General features: G+C 69.9%; 20 protein-coding genes and 1 pseudogene. 11 read left to right on the forward strand and 10 right to left on the reverse strand.

Annotation, left to right across the window (positions count from 1 at the left end; genetic code table 11):
• Window positions 1-2 precede the first annotated feature (2 nt).
• Window positions 3-380 (reverse strand): OB-fold nucleic acid binding domain-containing protein, encoded by a 378-nt coding sequence (locus ACWESM_RS00955; protein WP_067808861.1) that lies wholly within the window; start codon window positions 378-380, stop codon window positions 3-5.
• A 132-nt stretch (window positions 381-512) separates the two neighbouring features.
• On the opposite strand from ACWESM_RS00955, the gene ACWESM_RS00960 reads away from it, so the two are divergent.
• Window positions 513-1208, forward strand: coding sequence for an alpha/beta hydrolase (locus tag ACWESM_RS00960; protein WP_355070376.1), 696 nt, complete (start codon window positions 513-515; stop codon window positions 1206-1208).
• A gap of 10 nt (window positions 1209-1218) precedes the next feature.
• Here the strand turns inward: ACWESM_RS00960 and ACWESM_RS00965 are convergent, their stop codons facing one another.
• Both ACWESM_RS00965 and dut read right to left on the reverse strand, forming a co-directional pair.
• The gene (locus ACWESM_RS00965; protein ID WP_364425988.1) at window positions 1219-2088 is read right to left on the reverse strand and encodes a DUF3710 domain-containing protein; all 870 of its coding nucleotides are present in this window, start codon (window positions 2086-2088) and stop codon (window positions 1219-1221) included.
• 5 nt (window positions 2089-2093) lie between these two features.
• Window positions 2094-2594, reverse strand: a complete 501-nt coding sequence (dut, locus tag ACWESM_RS00970) for a dUTP diphosphatase (RefSeq protein WP_355070372.1) — start codon at window positions 2592-2594, stop codon at window positions 2094-2096.
• A gap of 73 nt (window positions 2595-2667) precedes the next feature.
• Between dut and ACWESM_RS00975 the strand changes: the two genes are divergently transcribed.
• On the forward strand, window positions 2668-3159 hold the full coding sequence (locus tag ACWESM_RS00975; RefSeq protein ID WP_355071029.1) for a DUF3093 domain-containing protein: 492 nt from the start codon (window positions 2668-2670) through the stop codon (window positions 3157-3159).
• A 24-nt stretch (window positions 3160-3183) separates the two neighbouring features.
• Here the strand turns inward: ACWESM_RS00975 and ACWESM_RS00980 are convergent, their stop codons facing one another.
• Window positions 3184-3486 (reverse strand): DUF4193 domain-containing protein, encoded by a 303-nt coding sequence (locus ACWESM_RS00980; protein ID WP_014351871.1) that lies wholly within the window; start codon window positions 3484-3486, stop codon window positions 3184-3186.
• Window positions 3487-3862: 376 nt separating this feature from the next.
• Here ACWESM_RS00980 and cei point away from each other — a divergent pair, with 376 nt between their 5' ends.
• Window positions 3863-4540 carry an envelope integrity protein Cei gene (cei, locus tag ACWESM_RS00985; protein ID WP_355070370.1) on the forward strand — a complete coding sequence of 226 codons (678 nt, stop codon included), beginning with the start codon at window positions 3863-3865 and terminating at the stop codon, window positions 4538-4540.
• On the opposite strand, the gene ACWESM_RS00990 is transcribed toward cei, so the two are convergent.
• Window positions 4541-5485 (reverse strand): inositol monophosphatase family protein, encoded by a 945-nt coding sequence (locus ACWESM_RS00990; protein WP_397275967.1) that lies wholly within the window; start codon window positions 5483-5485, stop codon window positions 4541-4543.
• Between the two features lie 156 nt (window positions 5486-5641).
• Here ACWESM_RS00990 and ppgK point away from each other — a divergent pair, with 156 nt between their 5' ends.
• The 3 genes and pseudogenes from ppgK (at window position 5642) to ACWESM_RS01005 (ending at window position 8891) form a co-directional block, all read left to right on the forward strand.
• The gene (gene ppgK, locus ACWESM_RS00995; RefSeq protein ID WP_355070367.1) at window positions 5642-6400 is read left to right on the forward strand and encodes a polyphosphate--glucose phosphotransferase; all 759 of its coding nucleotides are present in this window, start codon (window positions 5642-5644) and stop codon (window positions 6398-6400) included.
• A gap of 160 nt (window positions 6401-6560) precedes the next feature.
• Window positions 6561-7961, forward strand: a pseudogene (locus tag ACWESM_RS01000) (RNA polymerase sigma factor); the annotation flags it as partial.
• Window positions 7962-8126: 165 nt separating this feature from the next.
• The gene (locus ACWESM_RS01005) at window positions 8127-8891 is read left to right on the forward strand and encodes a rhomboid-like protein (RefSeq protein WP_355070365.1); all 765 of its coding nucleotides are present in this window, start codon (window positions 8127-8129) and stop codon (window positions 8889-8891) included.
• Here the strand turns inward: ACWESM_RS01005 and ACWESM_RS01010 are convergent, their stop codons facing one another.
• Both ACWESM_RS01010 and ACWESM_RS01015 read right to left on the reverse strand, forming a co-directional pair.
• Window positions 8892-10076 carry a cation:proton antiporter gene (locus tag ACWESM_RS01010; protein WP_355070363.1) on the reverse strand — a complete coding sequence of 395 codons (1185 nt, stop codon included), beginning with the start codon at window positions 10074-10076 and terminating at the stop codon, window positions 8892-8894.
• Between the two features lie 3 nt (window positions 10077-10079).
• Window positions 10080-10562: a cation:proton antiporter regulatory subunit gene (locus ACWESM_RS01015; protein ID WP_355070361.1), complete on the reverse strand. Its 483-nt coding sequence runs from the start codon at window positions 10560-10562 to the stop codon at window positions 10080-10082.
• Between the two features lie 111 nt (window positions 10563-10673).
• Between ACWESM_RS01015 and ACWESM_RS01020 the strand changes: the two genes are divergently transcribed.
• Together ACWESM_RS01020 and ACWESM_RS01025 are read left to right on the forward strand one after the other, a co-directional pair.
• Window positions 10674-11849, forward strand: a complete 1176-nt coding sequence (locus ACWESM_RS01020) for a sensor histidine kinase (protein WP_452490610.1) — start codon at window positions 10674-10676, stop codon at window positions 11847-11849.
• Entirely contained in the window at window positions 11846-12493 is a 648-nt protein-coding gene (locus ACWESM_RS01025) for a response regulator transcription factor (protein WP_364425998.1), read from the forward strand. The genes ACWESM_RS01020 and ACWESM_RS01025 overlap by 4 nt, the downstream gene beginning before the upstream one ends.
• Here the strand turns inward: ACWESM_RS01025 and ACWESM_RS01030 are convergent, their stop codons facing one another.
• The gene (locus ACWESM_RS01030) at window positions 12494-12853 is read right to left on the reverse strand and encodes a DUF952 domain-containing protein (RefSeq protein WP_355070356.1); all 360 of its coding nucleotides are present in this window, start codon (window positions 12851-12853) and stop codon (window positions 12494-12496) included. It lies immediately after the preceding gene.
• Between the two features lie 276 nt (window positions 12854-13129).
• Between ACWESM_RS01030 and ACWESM_RS01035 the strand changes: the two genes are divergently transcribed.
• Complete coding sequence (locus tag ACWESM_RS01035) at window positions 13130-13324, forward strand: DUF7455 domain-containing protein (protein ID WP_036538000.1); 195 nt, start codon at window positions 13130-13132, stop codon at window positions 13322-13324.
• 104 nt (window positions 13325-13428) lie between these two features.
• Here ACWESM_RS01035 and ACWESM_RS01040 read toward each other — a convergent pair whose 3' ends face one another.
• The gene (locus ACWESM_RS01040) at window positions 13429-14136 is read right to left on the reverse strand and encodes a TetR/AcrR family transcriptional regulator (RefSeq protein WP_452490940.1); all 708 of its coding nucleotides are present in this window, start codon (window positions 14134-14136) and stop codon (window positions 13429-13431) included.
• A gap of 157 nt (window positions 14137-14293) precedes the next feature.
• On the opposite strand from ACWESM_RS01040, the gene ACWESM_RS01045 reads away from it, so the two are divergent.
• Together ACWESM_RS01045 and ACWESM_RS01050 are read left to right on the forward strand one after the other, a co-directional pair.
• Entirely contained in the window at window positions 14294-16060 is a 1767-nt protein-coding gene (locus ACWESM_RS01045) for a DEAD/DEAH box helicase (protein ID WP_452490612.1), read from the forward strand.
• Window positions 16060-16614 carry a hypothetical protein gene (locus tag ACWESM_RS01050; RefSeq protein WP_452490614.1) on the forward strand — a complete coding sequence of 185 codons (555 nt, stop codon included), beginning with the start codon at window positions 16060-16062 and terminating at the stop codon, window positions 16612-16614. Before ACWESM_RS01045 ends, ACWESM_RS01050 begins: the two co-directional genes overlap by 1 nt.
• A 274-nt stretch (window positions 16615-16888) precedes the next feature.
• Here ACWESM_RS01050 and ACWESM_RS01055 read toward each other — a convergent pair whose 3' ends face one another.
• On the reverse strand, window positions 16889-17629 hold the full coding sequence (locus ACWESM_RS01055; protein WP_355070350.1) for an SDR family NAD(P)-dependent oxidoreductase: 741 nt from the start codon (window positions 17627-17629) through the stop codon (window positions 16889-16891).
• Window positions 17630-17652: the final 23 nt, after the last annotated feature.

The following is a 17652-nucleotide window of genomic DNA, read 5'->3' on the forward strand; positions in this document are numbered from 1 at the left end:
CGTCAGCTGTTCCCGCGCAATTCGTAGTAGGGGTTGAAGATCACTTTGCGGCCGTCGCGGTCGCCGACCCGGCCACGGACGAGGATGCGCCTGCCCGGCTCGATGCCGGGAATGCGCCTGCGCCCGATCCAGACCAGCGTGATCGCGTCGGTGCCGTCGAAGAACTCGGCCTGGACGCTGGCGCCCGCCGACTTGGGACACGCTTCGACGCTACGGAGCCTACCGAGCATGGTCGCCTCGTCACCGCGCCGACACTCCGACGCGCGGCACGCGCCCGATGCTTCGGACGTCTCGGCCAGCTCTTCGGCATCCAGCTGATCGATGTCTTCGGTCAGCCTGCGGCCCAGACGTCGAAAATACCCTGAGGCTGCGGATGACATTGTGCACGCTCTCCTGCATAGAGCAGATGGCATGGGTCGCACACCATCGTGAGGGATCCGATCCGCACGGCCTGCGGCGGCCGTACAACGCCACTGTAGATGGGCCGGGCCACCCCCGCTACGCTCGGACCGATGTTCGACTCCCCACACCCCGCTCGTGTCGTGGCACTGCCCGGCACCGGGTCCGACGCCGATTTCGCCAGGCGCGCCTTCGGTCCCGCGAGCGCCGCACGCGGCCTGGATTTCGTCGCGGTGGAACCCGACCCGCGCCGGGTGGTGGCGAGCTGCCGCGCAGCGCTGGATGCGGCGGCGGATTCGGGCCCGGTGCTGGTGGCGGGCATTTCCCTGGGCGCGGCGATCGCACTGGAGTGGGCCGCCGAGCACCCCCGACGCGTCGTGGGGGTCGTGGCGGCACTGCCCGCCTGGACCGGGCCCGACACCGCGGCCTGCCCCGCCACGCTGAGCGCGGCGGCCACCGCGGCGCAGCTGCGCGTGGACGGTCTGGACACGGTGATCGACCGGATGCGGGCGAGCAGCCCGCGGTGGCTGGCCGACGCGCTGACCCAGTCCTGGCGGGCACAGTGGCCGGAACTGCCGCGGGCGCTCGAGGAGGCCGCGGACTACAAGTGGCCCGATGCCGAGCTGCTGTCGGCATTCGAGCTGCCGCTCGCGGTGGTCACCGCGGTCGACGACCCGGTGCACCCGCGCGCGGTCGCCGAGGAATGGGCGGCGCTGGCCCCCCGCGCGCACCTGTACCGGATCACGCTGGACGAACTCGGCGCCGACCCCGCGATCCTGGGACACACGGGTATCGGCGCCTTCGCGTGAGATCTTCCGCTCAGTTCAGGCCGAGTTGCTGCATGGCCGACCCGTCCGCGCCCCGGCGCGGGCCCTGCGGCATGCGCGGCACCACCGGTTGCGCACCGGTCTGCGCCGCCACCTGCGCGGCCATCGCCTGCTGCTGAGCCTCCACCTGCTGCTGATGGGCCGCGGCGAGTTGCTCGGCCAGCTCCTGCGGCAGCACCACCGGAAGCGGGTCCCGCACCGGCAGCGGGTCCTCGCCGCGCCGCACCACGGTCTCGCTCAGGATCGCCCGCGCCGCCTTGACCAGGGGGCTGCCGTCGTTCGCCGCGCCCGAGGGGCCCGCCGCGACCAGCCGCACCATCCAGCGATAGCCGTCCACGCCGATGAAACGCAGGTCCGCGCCTTCGGTCAGAGCCAGCAGTTCTCGGCCCCACGGCCCGTTCTCGACCGACACCCGGGCGCCGTCCTTGCGCAGCGAGTCGGCGAGATCCGCGGCGACCAGCCGCCACTGGCCGGAGGTCTTGGGCGCGGCGTAGGCCGCGACGGTGATCCGGCCGTGCTCCGTGGCCAGGTGCACCGCCTGCGGCTGGCCTTCCGGGGTCATCTCGACCTGCAGCTGACCGCCCGGCGGGACCGGCAACAACACCGACCCGAGATCCAGCCGCTGCTCGGACACCGAATCCAGCAGCTCGGCGACCTCGTCGTAGTCGTAGGGGCCGGGCCGTCCGTTGGGCCGGTCGACGTCCAGATCCACGCCCTCATACGAGCGCTCGTCGGTGGGGGCGTCGTCGTAGAAATCGTCGTCGTACTCGCCCTCGTAGGCGGACTCGTAGTCGGCGTAGTCGCCCGCCTCGTCGTACCGGTCGTCCGCGGCCCGGCTCGAGTTCTTTCTCTTTCCGAACATTCCCGTCATGCCTCCTCGCCGGTAGCCCGGCCCACCCCGTTCGTCTGTGCGGTCAAACTCGCGTGACCGCCGCTGGAGCCATAGCCACCCGCTCCCCTGGTGGTCTCGTCGAGCGAGTCGACCTCCACGAAATCCACCAGCTCCACCCGCTGTACCAGCAGTTGCGCGATCCGATCACCGCGCCGCAACTCGATCGGCGTGCGCGGATCGTGGTTGATCAGACACACCTTGATCTCGCCCCGGTACCCCGCGTCGACCGTGCCGGGGGTGTTCACCACCGACAGCCCGGCCTTGGCCGCCAGACCCGAGCGCGGATGGATCAGGCCGACGGTGCCGACCGGTAGCGCGACGGCGACGCCGGTGCCGACCAGCACCCGCTCCCCCGGCTCCAGGATGACGTCTTGCGTGGTGCACAGATCCACGCCCGCGTCACCCGCATGGGCGCGCGTGGGCAGAGGGATGCCGGGGTCGAGCCGCAGCAAGGGTATGGGTGAAAGTGCGCTCACGTTGGACGAGCCTACGCGTAGGCTGTTTGCCCTCGTGACTTAGTGTTGACTCGTGTCGGACCAGCCCAACCCCATGACCGCGGACGAGAAAGCGCAGCCTGCGCACCGATACCGGGAGCGCCTGTGGGTGCCGCTGTGGTGGTGGCCGGTGGCGTTCGCCGTCACCGGACTGCTCGCGGCGGAGATCCATATGGGCGCGCCGGGACTGCGTGCCTGGCTGCCCTATGTGCTGCTGTTCCCCGTGCCGGTCTGGGTGCTGCTCTGGCTGAGCCGCCACCGCGTCGAAGTGGCGCCGGACGCGAACGGCACACCGGAGTTGCGCGCCGATCGCGCGCATCTGCCGGTGAATTTCGTTGCTCGCGCGGCCGCCGTCGCCCCCACCGCGAAAAGCGCGGCGCTGGGTCGCCAGCTCGACCCCGCCGCCTATGTCCAGCATCGCCCCTGGATCGGGCCGATGGTCTTGCTCGTGCTCGACGACCCGGACGATCCGACGCCGTACTGGCTGGTCAGTACGCGGCGGCCCGAACGGGTCCTCGCCGCGCTCGGTCTACCGAGCGCGGGCTGACACTGTTGTTCGATCTCGTCGAGATCAGGCGGCGCAATCCATGCAGATCATCTGACCGCCCTTGTCACTGGCCAGCCTGCTCCGGTGATGGACCAGGAAACAGCTGGAACAGGTGAACTCGTCGGCCTGCTTCGGGATCACCCGAACCGTCAGCACTTCCTCGGACAGGTCGGCGCCGGGAAGCTCGAACGACTCCGCGGTATCGGATTCGTCGATATCCACGACGGCGGACTGTGCCTCGTTACGACGAGCCTTCAGCTCCTCCAGCGAATCCTCCGACACATCGTCGGATTCGGTGCGCCTCGGTGCGTCATAGTCGGTTGCCATGTCGTCTTCCCCTCGTCCTAACTCCGTATATCCCGGACCGGTCCGCTCACACCCGATTCCTGCCGGAATCGCCGCGACCGGTACCGCCCCGCCGGTGGTGCACGTCACACGTACACCGGTCGCCTATCAGGGCGGATCATGCCGATCCACTCCTGATAGCGCTGGGTAAACGCAGGACATGCCCTTCTTGTTCCCGCGACCGACCACTGATTTCCGCACCGGTGATTCGATCTGGGCCGCCAGACAATAGCGGACCCCGGAGCAAAAGTCGCAATCAAAACACAGCCGAGTCGAAAATGAGGGGCAATCGACACCGTCCGTGGAACGCACCGAGACCTTGCGACGCGACCGCCCCACATTTTCGTAGAGTGTGCTGGTGGTTTCACTGATCACCGAAGGCACCGCGACGGATTCGCAAGGGCAACCGTACGTGCGCCGCCGCCCCCAGCCCTGGCTCATCATGCTCGGCGTTCTCGCCCTGATCTGCGGGATCGTCTGGGTCAAAGCCCTCACGACGCACGACACCGACCACACCGCGATGGCGTGCAACTCACCGAGTCCGGCCTCGGATCCCGGTGCGCCGCAACCGACTCCGCTCGGCCAGCGGGTCGGCGCAGGCCGGCTGCAGGACGTGGAACCCGCACCGCTGGCGGCGAGCAAGGTGCGCGTGCTGAACGCGAACAACCAGCGCGGCCAGGCCGCGCACGTCGCCGCCCAGCTCGGCGACCTAGGATTCGCGAGCGCTCCCGGAACGCAATACGGCAACGATTCGGTATACGTCAACGGCGACCTGGAATGCACCGGGCAGGTCCGCTTCGGCGTCAACGGCCGTCCGGCCGCGGCCGCCGTACAGCTGGTCGCGCCGTGCGCCGAGCTGATCGAGGATCAACGCGGCGACGACACCGTCGATCTCGTGCTCGGCTCGCTGTTCCGGGACATCCACCCCAGCAACGACGCCGAGGAAGTGCTGCGTTCGCTCAAGAACCCGGCGCCGGGCAACTCCACCTCCATCGACATCAAGCTGCTCGACGCCGCACGGCAGGCCCGCTGCTGATCAGCGGTCCGGAATCGGCTCGGTAGCGCCGACCCGGGCCAGCAGCTCCCCCAGCTCGTCGGCGATGCCGGGCGCGGCGGCCACCACCAGGTCGCCGTCGGTGCCCGGCGCCGTCGCGGGCGGCAGCGTAAGGCGCGCACCCGCCTCGGCGGCGATCAGCGCGCCCGCGCCCCAGTCCCAGGCGTTCAAGCCGTGCTCGAAGTAGGCGTCCACACGGCCTGCTGCGACATGACACAGATCCAGTGCCGCCGCACCGAAACGGCGGATGTCGCGCACGTGCGGCAGCACCTGCGCGATCAATTCCGCCTGCCTGCTCCTGCGGTGCCTGCCGTAGGCGAATCCGGTGGAGACCAGCGACATCGCCACCGACTCGACGGGCGTGCAACTCAAGTGCTCCACCGCGCCGTCGGCGTCGACACGCAGCGCGCCGAGTCCGAGCGCGGCGCTGTAGGTGGCTGCCCGCGCGACGTCCACCACGGCGCCCGCGACCGGACGGCCGCCGCGCAGCGCGGCCACCGATACGGCGTAGCCGGGAATGCCGTAGAGGAAGTTGACGGTGCCGTCGATCGGATCAACCACCCAGTGGACGGTGTCCGCGCTCGCGTCATCGATGCTGCCGCCGCCCTCCTCGCCGAGGATCGGGTCGCCGGGGCGTTGTTCGGCGAGCAGTCTTCGGATCAGCTCTTCGGTCTCGGTGTCCACGATGGTGACCGGGTCGGTCTCGTGGCTCTTGGACCGCACGGCGCCTTCGGCGTGCACGCCCGCGGGCCCGAACACCTCGGGACGACGGGCACGGACATGGGCGGCGGCCGTCTCGGCGAGGTCGACCGCGACACGGCGCAGGTCGGCTTCGTCGCCACGCGCGACGATCGAGACGAACGAGTCGGGGGTGTAGTCGGACACTGACGATGAGGTTTCCGGCACGCCCACCATCGCATCACACATCCTCGCCGAACGCCCAGCCTCGTGGTCCCATTACTCTTGTCGTGCACGACACAGCGCCGTCGTCGGGCATCCCATTCGCACGCCCGCCATGGGCGTCCCGGGCCCCGTGCAGCGCTGTCATCACACCGGCCAGCACAGGGAGACGAGGGGTTAGTCATGTCCGCTCGGGGGCACGCATTCGGCATCGACATCGGCGGCAGCGGCGTCAAAGGCGCCACGGTCGATCTGGCCACCGGCGAGTTGGTCCACGAGCGGATCAAGATCGCGACGCCGCACCCGGCGACACCGTTCGCCGTGGCGGAGGCGGTCGCCGAACTGGTCGACAAGGCCAAGTGGACCGGGCCGGTCGGCCTCACCCTGCCCTCGGTGGTGATCGGCGGCGTGGCGCGCACCGCGGCGAACATCGACAAGTCCTGGATCGGCACCGACGCGCGGGCGCTGTTCTCCGCCGCGCTCGGCGGCCGTCCGGTCACCGTGCTCAACGACGCGGACGCCGCGGGCATGGCCGAGGACCACTTCGGCGCCGCGCGCAATTTCGCGGGCTTGGTCATGCTGCTGACCTTCGGCACCGGCATCGGCTCGGCGTTGCTCTACCACGGCACACTGGTGCCCAACACCGAACTGGGTCACCTGGAGATCCAGGGGATGGAGAGCGAGCACCGCGCGGCGGCCTCGATCAAGGAACGCGACGGCCTGAGCTACGAGCAGTGGGCAGCGCAGGTCAGCCTGGTGCTGACGGGGCTGGAGAACCTGTTCTTCCCGGTCGTCTTCGTCGCGGGCGGGGGCATCAGCAGGGAGGCCGAGCAGTGGATTCCCCTGCTCACCAACCGGACTCCGGTCATCCCGGCCCGCCTGCGCAACACCGCGGGCATCGTCGGCGCCGCCATGGCGATCGCGGGGGGCGTCGCACCGTGAGGCGCGCGGGAACCGCGAGGATGCCGTTCCCGGCATCGTGCCGTAGGTACCCTGGTTAGATCGTTACAATGGAACGTGCCCGGCTGAGCCGGAGAAACCCCGACCGGCCCTCCGCCGGTGCAACCCGACAGATCGCTCCGCCGGAAACCCACTCTGGCGTGACGCCGCACGAGACCGTCACGAAAGGGCGTACGTGGTAGCCACGAATACCCGTCAGACCGCCGAATCGGCCGATGCCGACTCCGCAGATGTAACCGCAGCACGGCCGGTCCGTAAGGCTGCCGCGAAGAAGGCTCCGGCGAAGAAGGCCGCCGCCAAGAAGGCGCCTGCCAAGAAGGCGGCCAAGGCTCCCGCGAAGAAGGCCACCACCAAGAAGGCGGGCCCCGACGGCGAGCCCGGCGCCGACGAGGCGATCGAGGACGAGTCGCTCGATCTCGACGATCTCGGCGATCTGGAAGTCTCCGAGGAGGACCTCGCCGACGGCGACGAACTGGTCGACGTCGCCGAGGACACCGAAACCGAGGAAGCCGAGAGCGAGGCCGACGAGCCGACGGCGGCCGACAAGGCCTCCGGCGATTTCGTCTGGGACGAAGAGGAGTCCGAGGCGCTGCGCCAGGCCCGCAAGGACGCCGAGCTCACCGCCTCGGCCGACTCGGTCCGCGCCTACCTCAAGCAGATCGGTAAGGTCGCGCTGCTCAACGCCGAGGAGGAGGTCGAACTCGCCAAGCGGATCGAGGCGGGCCTCTACGCCGCGGAGAAGGTGCGCGAATTCGCCGAGCAGGGCGAGAAGCTGCCGGTCGCCATGCGCCGCGACTTCAACTGGATCGTCCGCGACGGCAACCGGGCCAAGAACCACCTGCTCGAGGCCAACCTGCGCCTGGTCGTCTCGCTGGCCAAGCGCTACACCGGCCGCGGCATGGCGTTCCTGGACCTGATCCAGGAGGGCAACCTCGGTCTGATCCGCGCGGTGGAGAAGTTCGACTACACCAAGGGCTACAAGTTCTCCACGTACGCCACCTGGTGGATCCGGCAGGCCATCACCCGCGCCATGGCCGACCAGGCCCGCACCATCCGCATCCCGGTGCACATGGTGGAGGTCATCAACAAGCTCGGCCGCATCCAGCGCGAGCTGCTCCAGGATCTCGGCCGCGAGCCGACGCCGGAGGAGCTGGCCAAGGAAATGGACATCACGCCGGAGAAGGTGCTGGAGATCCAGCAGTACGCGCGTGAGCCCATCTCGCTGGACCAGACCATCGGCGACGAGGGCGACAGCCAGCTCGGCGATTTCATCGAGGACTCCGAGGCCGTGGTCGCGGTGGACGCGGTGAGCTTCACGCTGCTGCAGGATCAGCTGCAGTCGGTGCTGGAGACGCTGTCGGAGCGGGAGGCGGGCGTGGTCCGGCTGCGCTTCGGCCTCACCGACGGCCAGCCGCGCACCCTCGACGAGATCGGCCAGGTCTACGGGGTCACCCGCGAACGCATCCGCCAGATCGAGTCCAAGACCATGAGCAAGCTGCGCCATCCCAGCCGCTCGCAGGTCCTGCGCGACTACCTCGACTAGGTCGCATCGCCTCGACGCCCGCATTCGTCGTCCGCTCGATTCCTCCAGCGGCCGGTGAATGCGGGTGTCGCGCTTTTCCGCGCCAGGCCGCAGACGCGGCGGAGGAAACAGCGCCACGACGGGGGCACTTCGCCGCGCGCAGCTCGCGCCCGGCAGACTTGCGGGGTGGTTGCCTCGACCTCGACTTCGAGCTGGCTGCGGTCACCGTGGACGCAGACCGTCGACCTGCGCGCCGAGTGGCGCGACGTGCAAGCCTGGCTGCGCCGTCCCGGGCTGCCGCGGCGGCTCCTGCCCGCGATCCGCGCGCACCTGGGAGCCGCCCCCGCCAGCACCGCCTACGCGTTCACGCTGTTCGTCACCTGGTGGACGCTGCGCGGGGTCGGTGACTCGGTGGAGCGCAGATTGATCTTCTCGGCGTCGACCAACCTCTACAACATGCGGCACAACCCGGTTCAGGTGCTGGTCGCCTCGGCGTTCTGGACCGACGGCGGCTTTCCCTGGACGACCATCGCCGGTTTCCTGATCGTCATGGCATATGCCGAGCGCTGGCTTGGCACCGCGCGCTGGATCCTGCTGTTCGCGACCGGGCACATCGGGGCGACGCTGCTGACCGTCACCGGCATCTCACACGCCATCGACCGTGGCCTCATCCCGCTGCGGGTGGCCGTCGCGGCGGATGTCGGTACCAGCTACGGCTTTTCGGCCGTGCTGGCGGCGCTGGCATTCCGGTTCCGCGGCAGGGTGCGGCTGGTGTGGGCCGGTGCGCTGCTCCTGACGCTCGGCGTGGCGCTGTGGATCGAGCCGACATTCACCGACTACGGCCATCTCTGCGCCGCCGTGATCGGGCTGGCGGTCGGGGCGATCGCGAGCCTGTTCTGGCATCGGCTGGAACGGACCGCGGGCCGTAGAGCCCGCACGGCCCAGGACTGATCAGTAGACCTGGGGCTCGCGGCGGCCGCGGTCGGGCAGCAAACCGACCATCGGCTCGACCACTCGCGCCGCGATCGGGCCCAGCACCGCCATCAGCAGGACGTAGGTCGAGGCGAGCGCCGTGAGCTGACCGTCCATCGCGCCCGCGCTCACGGCCAATCCCGCGATGACGATGGAGAACTCGCCCCGCGCGACGAGCGCCGCGCCCGCTCTGGCCCGGCCCATCCGCCGGATGCCCTCGCGTGCGGCGGCCCACCACCCGGTCGCCACCTTCGTAACGACCGTGACCGCCGCCAGCGCGATCGCCCAGCCCAGCACCGGCGGGATCGCTCGCAGGTCGGTATTCAACCCGAAGGCCACGAAGAAGATGGCCGCGAACAGGTCGCGCAGCGGTTCGAGCATCTTCGCCGCCGCGTGCGCGGTCGAGCCGGAGATCGCGATGCCGAGCAGGAACGCTCCGACCGCCGCCGACACGCTCAGCGCCGAGGAGACGCCCGCGACCAGCAACGCCGCGCCGAGCAGTGTGAGGAGGAAGACCTCACGGTCGGCGCTGTCCACGACCGCCGAGACGTACCGCCCGTAACGCAGCGCCACCACGAGCACCAGCGTGATGGTGATCAGCGCTACCGCCAGGGCGCGCAGCCCGCTGAGCCAGCTGAGCCCCGCCAGCACCGTGGTGAGGATCGGCAGGTAGACCGCCATCGCCAGGTCCTCGAATACCAGGATGGACAGGATCACCGGCGTCTCCCGGTTGCCCAGGCGTCCGAGGTCGTCGAGGACCTTCGCCACGATGCCCGAGGAGGAGATGTAGGTGACGCCTGCCATCGTGATCGCGCCGTCGACACCCCAGCCCAGCATCAGCGCGACCACCGCCCCCGGTGACGCGTTGACCACGATGTCCACCACACCGGCCGCCCAGGAACGACGCAGGCCGGTCACCAGCTCCGCCGCCGTGTACTCCAAGCCGAGCAGCAAGAGCAGCAGCACCACCCCGATCTCGCCCGCGATATGGCCGAAGTCGTGGGCGGCCCGGAGTTCGATGAGACCACCTTGGCCGAAGGCGACACCGCCGAGCAGGTACAGCGGAATGGGCGACATACCGACACGGCCTGCGACACGCCCCAGCATGCCGAGAACGAAGAGAACCGCTCCGAGCTCGATCAGGGCGAGCGCGGTGTCCGTCACGGCTCAGCCGTGCGTCAATATCTTCGCGGCGGCATCCAAGCCCTCCGGAGTGCCGACGACCACGAGCAGGTCGCTCGCGGTGAAGGTGAAATCGGGTCCGGGCGAGGGATGCAACTGCCCGGCCCGCATGACCGCCACGATGGAGGCCTTCGTGCGGGTACGCATCTCGGTCTCACCGAGGGTGCGGCCGTCGTAGGGGGAATCGTCCCCGATCGGGAGCTGGCGCGTGGTGATCCCGGGCAGGTCGCGGTGGTCGTCGTTGAGCTTGGCGACCAGCTGCGGCGCACCGAGCAAGTTGGCCAGGACCGCGGCCTCATCGGTGGTCAGCGGGATCTGCGCGGCACAGGCGTCGGGATCGTCGAGTTTGGAGACGATCAGGTCGATATCACCATCGCGGTGGGCGACCACGCCGATTCGGCGACCGGATCGCACTTCGAAGTCCTTCCGGACACCGATCCCGGGTAGTGCGGTGACGTCGACGTTCACGCCCTCCAGATTAGCCGGATCACCGCGTCCACGAACGGATCGGTCATCACTTCGGCCGATGGCGCGTCGCGGTCGCTGTGCTGTGATGGAGGCGTGTGGCGGTGGGCGGATGTGCCGGAGCGGACACGGGATGCGCTGGGCGCCGTGATCGCGTTCGCCGGCGGCGCGGCGCTGTACCTAGCAGGCTTGTCCACCATGACCGAGCGGGGCGAGCAGGCGTCGTTGTGGGTGCGGTGCGGTGTGCTGGCCCTACTGTGCCTGGCGACCTTCTGCCGGCGCCGGATGCCGGTCGCGGCCATGCTTGCCGGGCTCTTGCCGCTGGCCGTGGACATCTGGCTGGGCGCCACGGTGCCGGTGTGGATCGTCTACGCCGACTTGATCTACGCGGCCGTGCTGTACGCCGGGCGCCGGGCGTCGCGGATCACGGCGCTGTCCTGGTCGACGCTCTCCGTCGTCGTGGTGGTGCTGACCCTCGCCTTGACCGGCGACCTGCGCGCGGTCGCGCTGGCGCTGGTGGCGGTGTTCAGTTTCGTCGCGACGCCGATCTGGTGGGCGAACTCGGTGCGCACGCACAAGGAGGTCGCGCACGCCGAGCGCACCCGCGCCGAGGCGCTCACCTTGGTCGCCGAACTCGACCGGCGCGCGGCCATCGCCGACGAGCGCACCACGATGGCGCGCGATCTGCACGACGTGATCGCCGGGCACCTGTCGGCCATCGCACTGCACTCGGAGGCGGCGCTCGGCGTGCTGGCCCGCCGCGACGCCGACCCGGCGGTGGCCGGCATCATGCGCTCCATCCGCGCCAACAGCGTCAGCGCACTGGAGGAGATGCGCACCATGATCGGATTGCTGCACAGCGACGACGGCGCGGCGGAAGTAGCCGCGCCGCGCACCCTCGCGCAGTTGCCGATCCTGGTGGACGCCGCACGCGCGGCGGGGATCTCGGTACGGGTGCGCGAATCACTGGACGGCGCCGCGCTGCCCAGCGCTGTCGACCAGGCCGCTTATCGCATCGTCCAGGAGGCTTTGACCAACGCCATGAAACACGCCCCGGGACAGGAGGTCTCCATCGACGTGCGCGCAGAGCGGGAGAGACTGACCATATCCGTCCGCAACAGGACAACGCCCCCGCGGCCCCACCGGGCCGTGGACCGAGCGGGGCGTCGCGGTCTGGTGAACATGCGCGAACGGGCCGCGGCACTCGGCGGAAGCTTGCGCGCCGGAACGGATTCCGGCCACTGGGAAGTTCTGGCCACCCTGCCGCTCGGCTGCGTGGGCGCCGCATGACGATTCGGGTGGTGATCGCCGACGACCACGCCGCGATCCGCGCCGGCCTGCGGATGATCCTGGACGTCGAGGACGATATCGAGGTGGTCGGCGAGGCCGCCGACGGCGATGTCGCGGTGGCACAGGCCAAAGCGCTGCGGCCGCAGGTGGTGCTGATGGACGTGCGCATGCCGGGGGTGGACGGGATCACCGCGACCGAGCGGATCACCGCGGACGATTTGGCGAAGGTGCTGATCCTCACCACGTTCGACCTGGACGAGTACGTCTTTCGCACGCTGCGCGCGGGCGCCTCCGGGTTCGTGCTGAAATCCACGTCGGGCCGGGCGCTGGTCGAGGCGGTGCGCGCGGTCGCGGCCGGGGACGGCGTGCTGGCTCCGGAGGTGACGCGAGCGGTGATCTCTGCGTTCGCCGCGTCGAATCAGATTGCCGCGCAACCGGCTCCCGCCGGATTCGGCGAGCTCACCGAGCGGGAACGCGAAGTGCTCGATTGCCTCGGCGACGGCCTGTCCAACGCGCAGATCGCGGGTCGGCTGTTCATCGGCGAGACGACCGTCAAAACACATGTGTCCCGGGTGCTGACGAAACTCGGTGTGCGGTCGCGGGTTCAGGCCGCCATCGTGGCGCGTGAGATCCGCGACCGGTAGTCACGCCGGGAGCGGGGCGAATGTCCCGTCCGCCGCGGGCAGGTACTCTACGACCCCCGTGACCGCGCCCACCGGCAGGGGGCCGTACAGGTGCGGGAAGAGTATCGACTCCGGATCGGTCGGGACGCCCGGCTCCCACTTGATCGGCGACCCGACGCGGCGGGAGTCGATCCGCAGCAACACCAGATCACGCCGCCCCGCGAACAAGCGATTCGCGGGCAGGTGCACCTGTTGCGGCGACGAGAGATGGATGAACCCTGCCTCGGCGAGGGAGGGCGCTCGGTACTCCCCCGTTTGCCGCGCGGATAACCATTCATCCAAAGTGCATAGGTGAACAAGCGTGTGAGTGTCATAGGTCACGGGTAATCTCCCGGTAGACAACTGGATCGGCCGATCGAGAGTGTGACGCAGTGCACATCTACGACAGGACCAGCGGCGTTCGCCCGTAGCGAAATCCCTGGTCGTGTTATCGAAAACACACTGCTTCATCCGCGGGAACAAAGTCCCCCGTCCCGAACGTCTGACAGAGTAGTCATACCCCTGCTGGGAAGTAGCGGTAGCGAGCTCGTGGTGAGTGACCACGGGCCCCACACCAGGTGAACGGTCGTCGGGACCGGGAGCCAGGACGGAGGAGTCATGCCAGGAACCCTGACAAGCACCCCACTGACCGCGGTCGATCGTTGCGACCGCTGCGGGGCGGCGGCCCGTGTGCGCGCCGTACTGCCCGCAGGTGGAGAGTTGCTCTTCTGCCAGCACCACGCGAACGAACACATGGATCGGCTGCGTGAGCTGGACGCCGTGATCGACACGGAGTCCGCTCCCGCGCTCTGACCTGCTCCTCGCGTCCTGACACAACAGCATCGAACAACAGAACACCGTTTCCACCGGCAGCGGGCGACCCACAGGTCGCCCGCTGTCGGTGTGTCCGGCGGCGCTCAGTCCGCGCCGAGGATGCCGTCCAGCAGCCTGGCCAGGCCGTATTCGAACGCGCCGTCCGGGTCGGCCGGCGCCTGGTACAGCTCACCCACCGCCGCCCCCACACGTGCGGCGAGCGGGAACCGGCTCGGCGGCATGACCTCGCTCAGCAGCGGACCGTGCACTGCCCACCACTGCGCGTCGCTCATTCGCGCGGTCTCGCGGGCTGCGGCCACCGCCATGCGCGCGTTTCCGGTGGCGAACTCCGACAGCACGGCGATGGCCCGGTCCATCGCCACGTCCGGCAGGCCGAGCCCGTCGATCGCGGCGAGCTGCCGCTCGTAGCGACGCATCCGTCCCGGCCCGAGCACGAGCCGCCACGGCGACACCTCGAGCAGCCAGGGGTGCGCGAGGAGTTCCGCGCGCACCTGGCGGGCCACCGCGGCGAGGCGCTCACGCGGCGGCAGATCGGCGGGAACCGGCGCGTCTTCCTCGGCCACCGCGTCGACCATGAGCACCGTCAGTGCGTCTTTGCTCGGTACGTACGTGTAGAGGCTCATCGGCCGCAGCCCCAGTTCGGCGGCGACCGTGCGGATGGAGACCTTGTCATAGCCCTGCCGGTCGGCGAGCGCGACCGCCGCGGCGACCACCGCGTCCACGCTGACCGCCTGCTTCGGACCGCGCCCCGCCGGACGCGACGGTAGTTCGTGCCGCCACAGCAAGCTCATCAGCCGCCTGGCCTCGTCGGATGTGACGTCTTCGCTCACTGGCTCCTCGGAACCGATCCGGTACGGTTTCCGTTGTCAGGTTACTCCGTACACCATACGTTGATTCAAGGGGTGCGCTCTGCCCAGCACACACGCCACTTATCTACCGGATCGGCACATGTTCGCGCTCTGGACCTGGCTCGGACACGCCACCGGTCCGGCCCCGACCGGTCCAGGTGACCGCGAGACCCTCGCGCTGGCCGTCCCGATCGGCGTGGACGGAGCCCTCGAGGTCATCGACGTCGATGCCGCCTTGGTGGATCCCGAGACGTTCGCGGACTCGAGCCTGGAGCACCCGGGTGAGTCGGTCCTGGTCTGGCAACAGGTGGTGCGTTCCGCGCTCGCCGACCCCGCCGGTGAGCCGCCCGGCCCGGACGCCGATGCCCTGCCCATCGCCGCGCACGCCGTGCCGGACGCGTCCCGCACGGCAATCGTCTCCGCGCGACGAGCATTGGCCGTCCTGCGCGACACCGAGGCGGTCACGGCGGATCTGCGGGCCACCCTGAAAGCCCGGCTGCGCCCCTACCAGGCCCGCGGGGTCGGCTGGCTACGCGAAACGGTGGCCGCGCACGGCGGCGCGGTGCTCGCCGACGAGATGGGGCTGGGCAAGACCGTGCAGACCATCGGCTTCCTGCTCGACCGGGCCGAGGCCGGTCCGCAGTTGGTGGTGTGCCCGACCTCGCTGGTCGGCAACTGGGCGCACGAGATCGGCCGGTTCGCGCCCGGGCTGCGCGTGGTCGTGTGGCGAGGCGGCGCCGTCGATCCCGACGCCGCGACGATCGTGGTCGCCGGTTACCCGACGCTGCGGTTACATGGGCAGCTGCTGGCGCAGCGGAGGTGGGCGACGGCCGTCTTCGACGAGGCGCAGGCGCTGAAGAATCCCCGCACCCAGGTCGCGAAGGCGGCGCGCGCGATCGACGCGGCCGCCACGGTCGCACTGACCGGCACGCCGGTGGAGAACCATCTCGATGAGTTGTGGGCCCTGCTGCACCTGGTGGCACCCCGATTGTTCGGGCACCGGACGCAGTTCCGGCGGCGCTTCGTGCGGCCCATCCACGAGGGTTCGGCCGCCGCCGCGGCACGGTTGCGCGACACCATCGAACCGGTGGTGCTGGCCCGCACGAAGCGTCAGGTCGCCGCCGCCCTGCCCGCGAAGATCCACAGCGACCTGCTCTGCGACCTCACCGCCGAACAGGAACAGCTGTACGACCAACTGCTCGACAAGGCCGTGGACGACGGATTCGGCGCGGGCATCGAGCGCCACGGCCGCGTGCTCGCGGCGCTGACCGCCCTGAAGCAGGTGTGCAACCATCCCGGTCTGATCACCGGCGAACTCGACGAGCTCGCCGGCCGGTCCGGGAAGCTCGACCTGTGCACCGACATCGTCGCCGCCAATCTCGAAACCGGCAGTCCGACACTGATTTTCACGCAGTACCGGCAGACCGGTGACCTGCTGGTACGGCATCTCGCCGAGCAGTTCGGCGTGGATGCGCCGTTCTTCCACGGCGGCCTCTCACAGGCCGAGCGCGCCGAGATCGTCACCCGGTTCCAGGCCGAGGACGGGCCACCGGTGCTGGTGCTCAGCCTGCGCGCGGCGGGCACCGGGCTCACGCTGACCCGCGCCGCCGACGTCGTCCACTTCGATCGCTGGTGGAACCCGGCGGTGGAGGCGCAGGCCTCCGACCGGGTGCACCGGATCGGCCAGACCCGTACGGTCACCGTCACCACGCTCACCTCCACCACCACCGTGGAGGAGCACATCGCGGGCATGCACGACCGCAAGGCGGCGCTGCGCGACCTCGGCGACGCTGCGGGTATCGCGGCGCTGGCCGCACTGGACGACGCCCAGCTGATCGAGATACTGCGCCGCAAGAGGGAGAACTGATGGCGGACAACGAGTTCGGCTACACCGCATGGGGCATGGACTGGGTCCGGCTGGCCGAGCCGCTGCGCCAGACCCGGCCGGACCCACTGCTGCCCCGCGCGCGCAGCATCGCGCGCAACAACGGCGTGCGGGCCACCGTCGAAGGACAGGTCGTGCGGGCCACCATCCACCGGGGCGGTCAGGCGTCGGTGACGCAGGTGGAGGTGGCCGCCATGTCCCGGACCGCCGTTACCGCGATCGCCGGATTCGTGCCGGACCCGCCCGTACCGACCGACGATGTGCACCGCGCCGTCAGCGCGGCCGGGATTTCCCTCGCACCCGTCCTCGCGGGTACCGACTGCTCGTGCACCGCGCGCAAGACACGATGCGTGCACCTTCTGGCCGTCTTCTACGAGATGGCGCGGCGAGTCGACGAGGATCCGCGACTGGGCTTGGCGATCCTTGGTTATTTCGCCGCCGCGCCGCAGGACTCGGACGAGTCCGCACCGGCGACGCGGTGGACGCCGATCAGTGCACTGGACTCTCGGCGATTCTTCACCACGACGCCGCGCTGAACTGCCGAACCATCTCGGAGTATCCCGGCCACCGATCGCACCCCCGCCGTCTGGCCCCGGAAGCGGGGAATTACTGCGCCGGAGGCGATCTCGATAGTTCGCTTCGTTGACGGGTGGCGTACGCGGATCCCGGCCGCATCATTGCCGCTGCTCTGCCACGGGCATGCCGCTCGCGCGGGTCGCGAGCCGATCGGTCCTGCGACGCCGAGCACGTACGTCGCGGCGTTCCAGCGGGCGGTCGTGGTCCCGCAGCGGCGGCATTTCGCCGGGTCGATCAGGCGTTGGTACCGCTGTCCACGGTGAGGAACGCACCGGTCACGCTGCGACCGGACGGCCCGGCCAGGAAGGCCACCGTCGCCGCCACATCGTCGGCGGCGCCGAAGCGCCCGAGCGCGGTCAGGTCGCGCTGCCTGCCCGCATGCGCTCCGTCGCCCGGATTCATGTCGGTGTCGGTGGAGCCGGGCTGGACGAGGTTCACCGTGATCGCGCGCGGGCCCAGTTCGCGCGCCAGCGCCTTGGTGAAGCCGTTGAGGGCGGACTTGCTGAGGTTGTAGAGCGTCACCCCGTCGAACGGCGCGTGATCGGTCAGGTTGGTCCCGATGCTGATGATCCGCCCGCCGTCGGTCATGTGCGGGACCGCGGCCTGCGCGCCGACGAACGCGGCGCGCGCGTGCACACCGAGCGCGTTGTCGATCTCCGCGACGGTGAACTCCTCGAACGGCTTCGCCGGGAAGATCCCCGCGTTGTTGACCAGGATGTCCAGCCCGCCGAGTTCGGACGCCGCGCGGTCCACCGCCGTGCGCACGGCGGTGGCGTCGGCGCTGTCGGCCTGGATGGCGACGGCTCGCCGCCCGAGCGCCTCGACTTCGCCGACCACCGTCTTCGCCTGCCCCTCGGCGTGCTGGTAGGTCAGCGCCACGTCCGCGCCCGCCGCGGCGAGGCGGCGCACGATCGCCGCCCCTATCCCGCGGCTACCCCCGGTGACCAGTGCGACCTTGCCCGTCAGGTCCGGCATCGGTACTCCTCCTATTTTGTGTC

It is taken from the genome of Nocardia sp. NPDC003999, assembly GCF_053604885.1.

Coding starts and splice junctions, on each gene's coding strand:
- ppgK (WP_355070367.1), top strand. CDS start 5,642: ATGTCCGCTCGGGGGCACGCATTCGGCATCGACATCGGCGGCAGCGGC.
- ACWESM_RS01025 (WP_364425998.1), top strand. CDS start 11,846: ATGACGATTCGGGTGGTGATCGCCGACGACCACGCCGCGATCCGCGCC.
- ACWESM_RS00990 (WP_397275967.1), bottom strand. CDS start 5,485: ATGTGTGATGCGATGGTGGGCGTGCCGGAAACCTCATCGTCAGTGTCC.
- ACWESM_RS00965 (WP_364425988.1), bottom strand. CDS start 2,088: ATGTTCGGAAAGAGAAAGAACTCGAGCCGGGCCGCGGACGACCGGTAC.
- ACWESM_RS01055 (WP_355070350.1), bottom strand. CDS start 17,629: ATGCCGGACCTGACGGGCAAGGTCGCACTGGTCACCGGGGGTAGCCGC.
- ACWESM_RS01045 (WP_452490612.1), top strand. CDS start 14,294: ATGTTCGCGCTCTGGACCTGGCTCGGACACGCCACCGGTCCGGCCCCG.
- ACWESM_RS01050 (WP_452490614.1), top strand. CDS start 16,060: ATGGCGGACAACGAGTTCGGCTACACCGCATGGGGCATGGACTGGGTC.
- ACWESM_RS01035 (WP_036538000.1), top strand. CDS start 13,130: ATGCCAGGAACCCTGACAAGCACCCCACTGACCGCGGTCGATCGTTGC.
- ACWESM_RS00980 (WP_014351871.1), bottom strand. CDS start 3,486: ATGGCAACCGACTATGACGCACCGAGGCGCACCGAATCCGACGATGTG.
- ACWESM_RS01040 (WP_452490940.1), bottom strand. CDS start 14,136: ATGAGCTTGCTGTGGCGGCACGAACTACCGTCGCGTCCGGCGGGGCGC.
- ACWESM_RS00975 (WP_355071029.1), top strand. CDS start 2,668: ATGACCGCGGACGAGAAAGCGCAGCCTGCGCACCGATACCGGGAGCGC.
- ACWESM_RS00960 (WP_355070376.1), top strand. CDS start 513: ATGTTCGACTCCCCACACCCCGCTCGTGTCGTGGCACTGCCCGGCACC.
- ACWESM_RS00955 (WP_067808861.1), bottom strand. CDS start 380: ATGTCATCCGCAGCCTCAGGGTATTTTCGACGTCTGGGCCGCAGGCTG.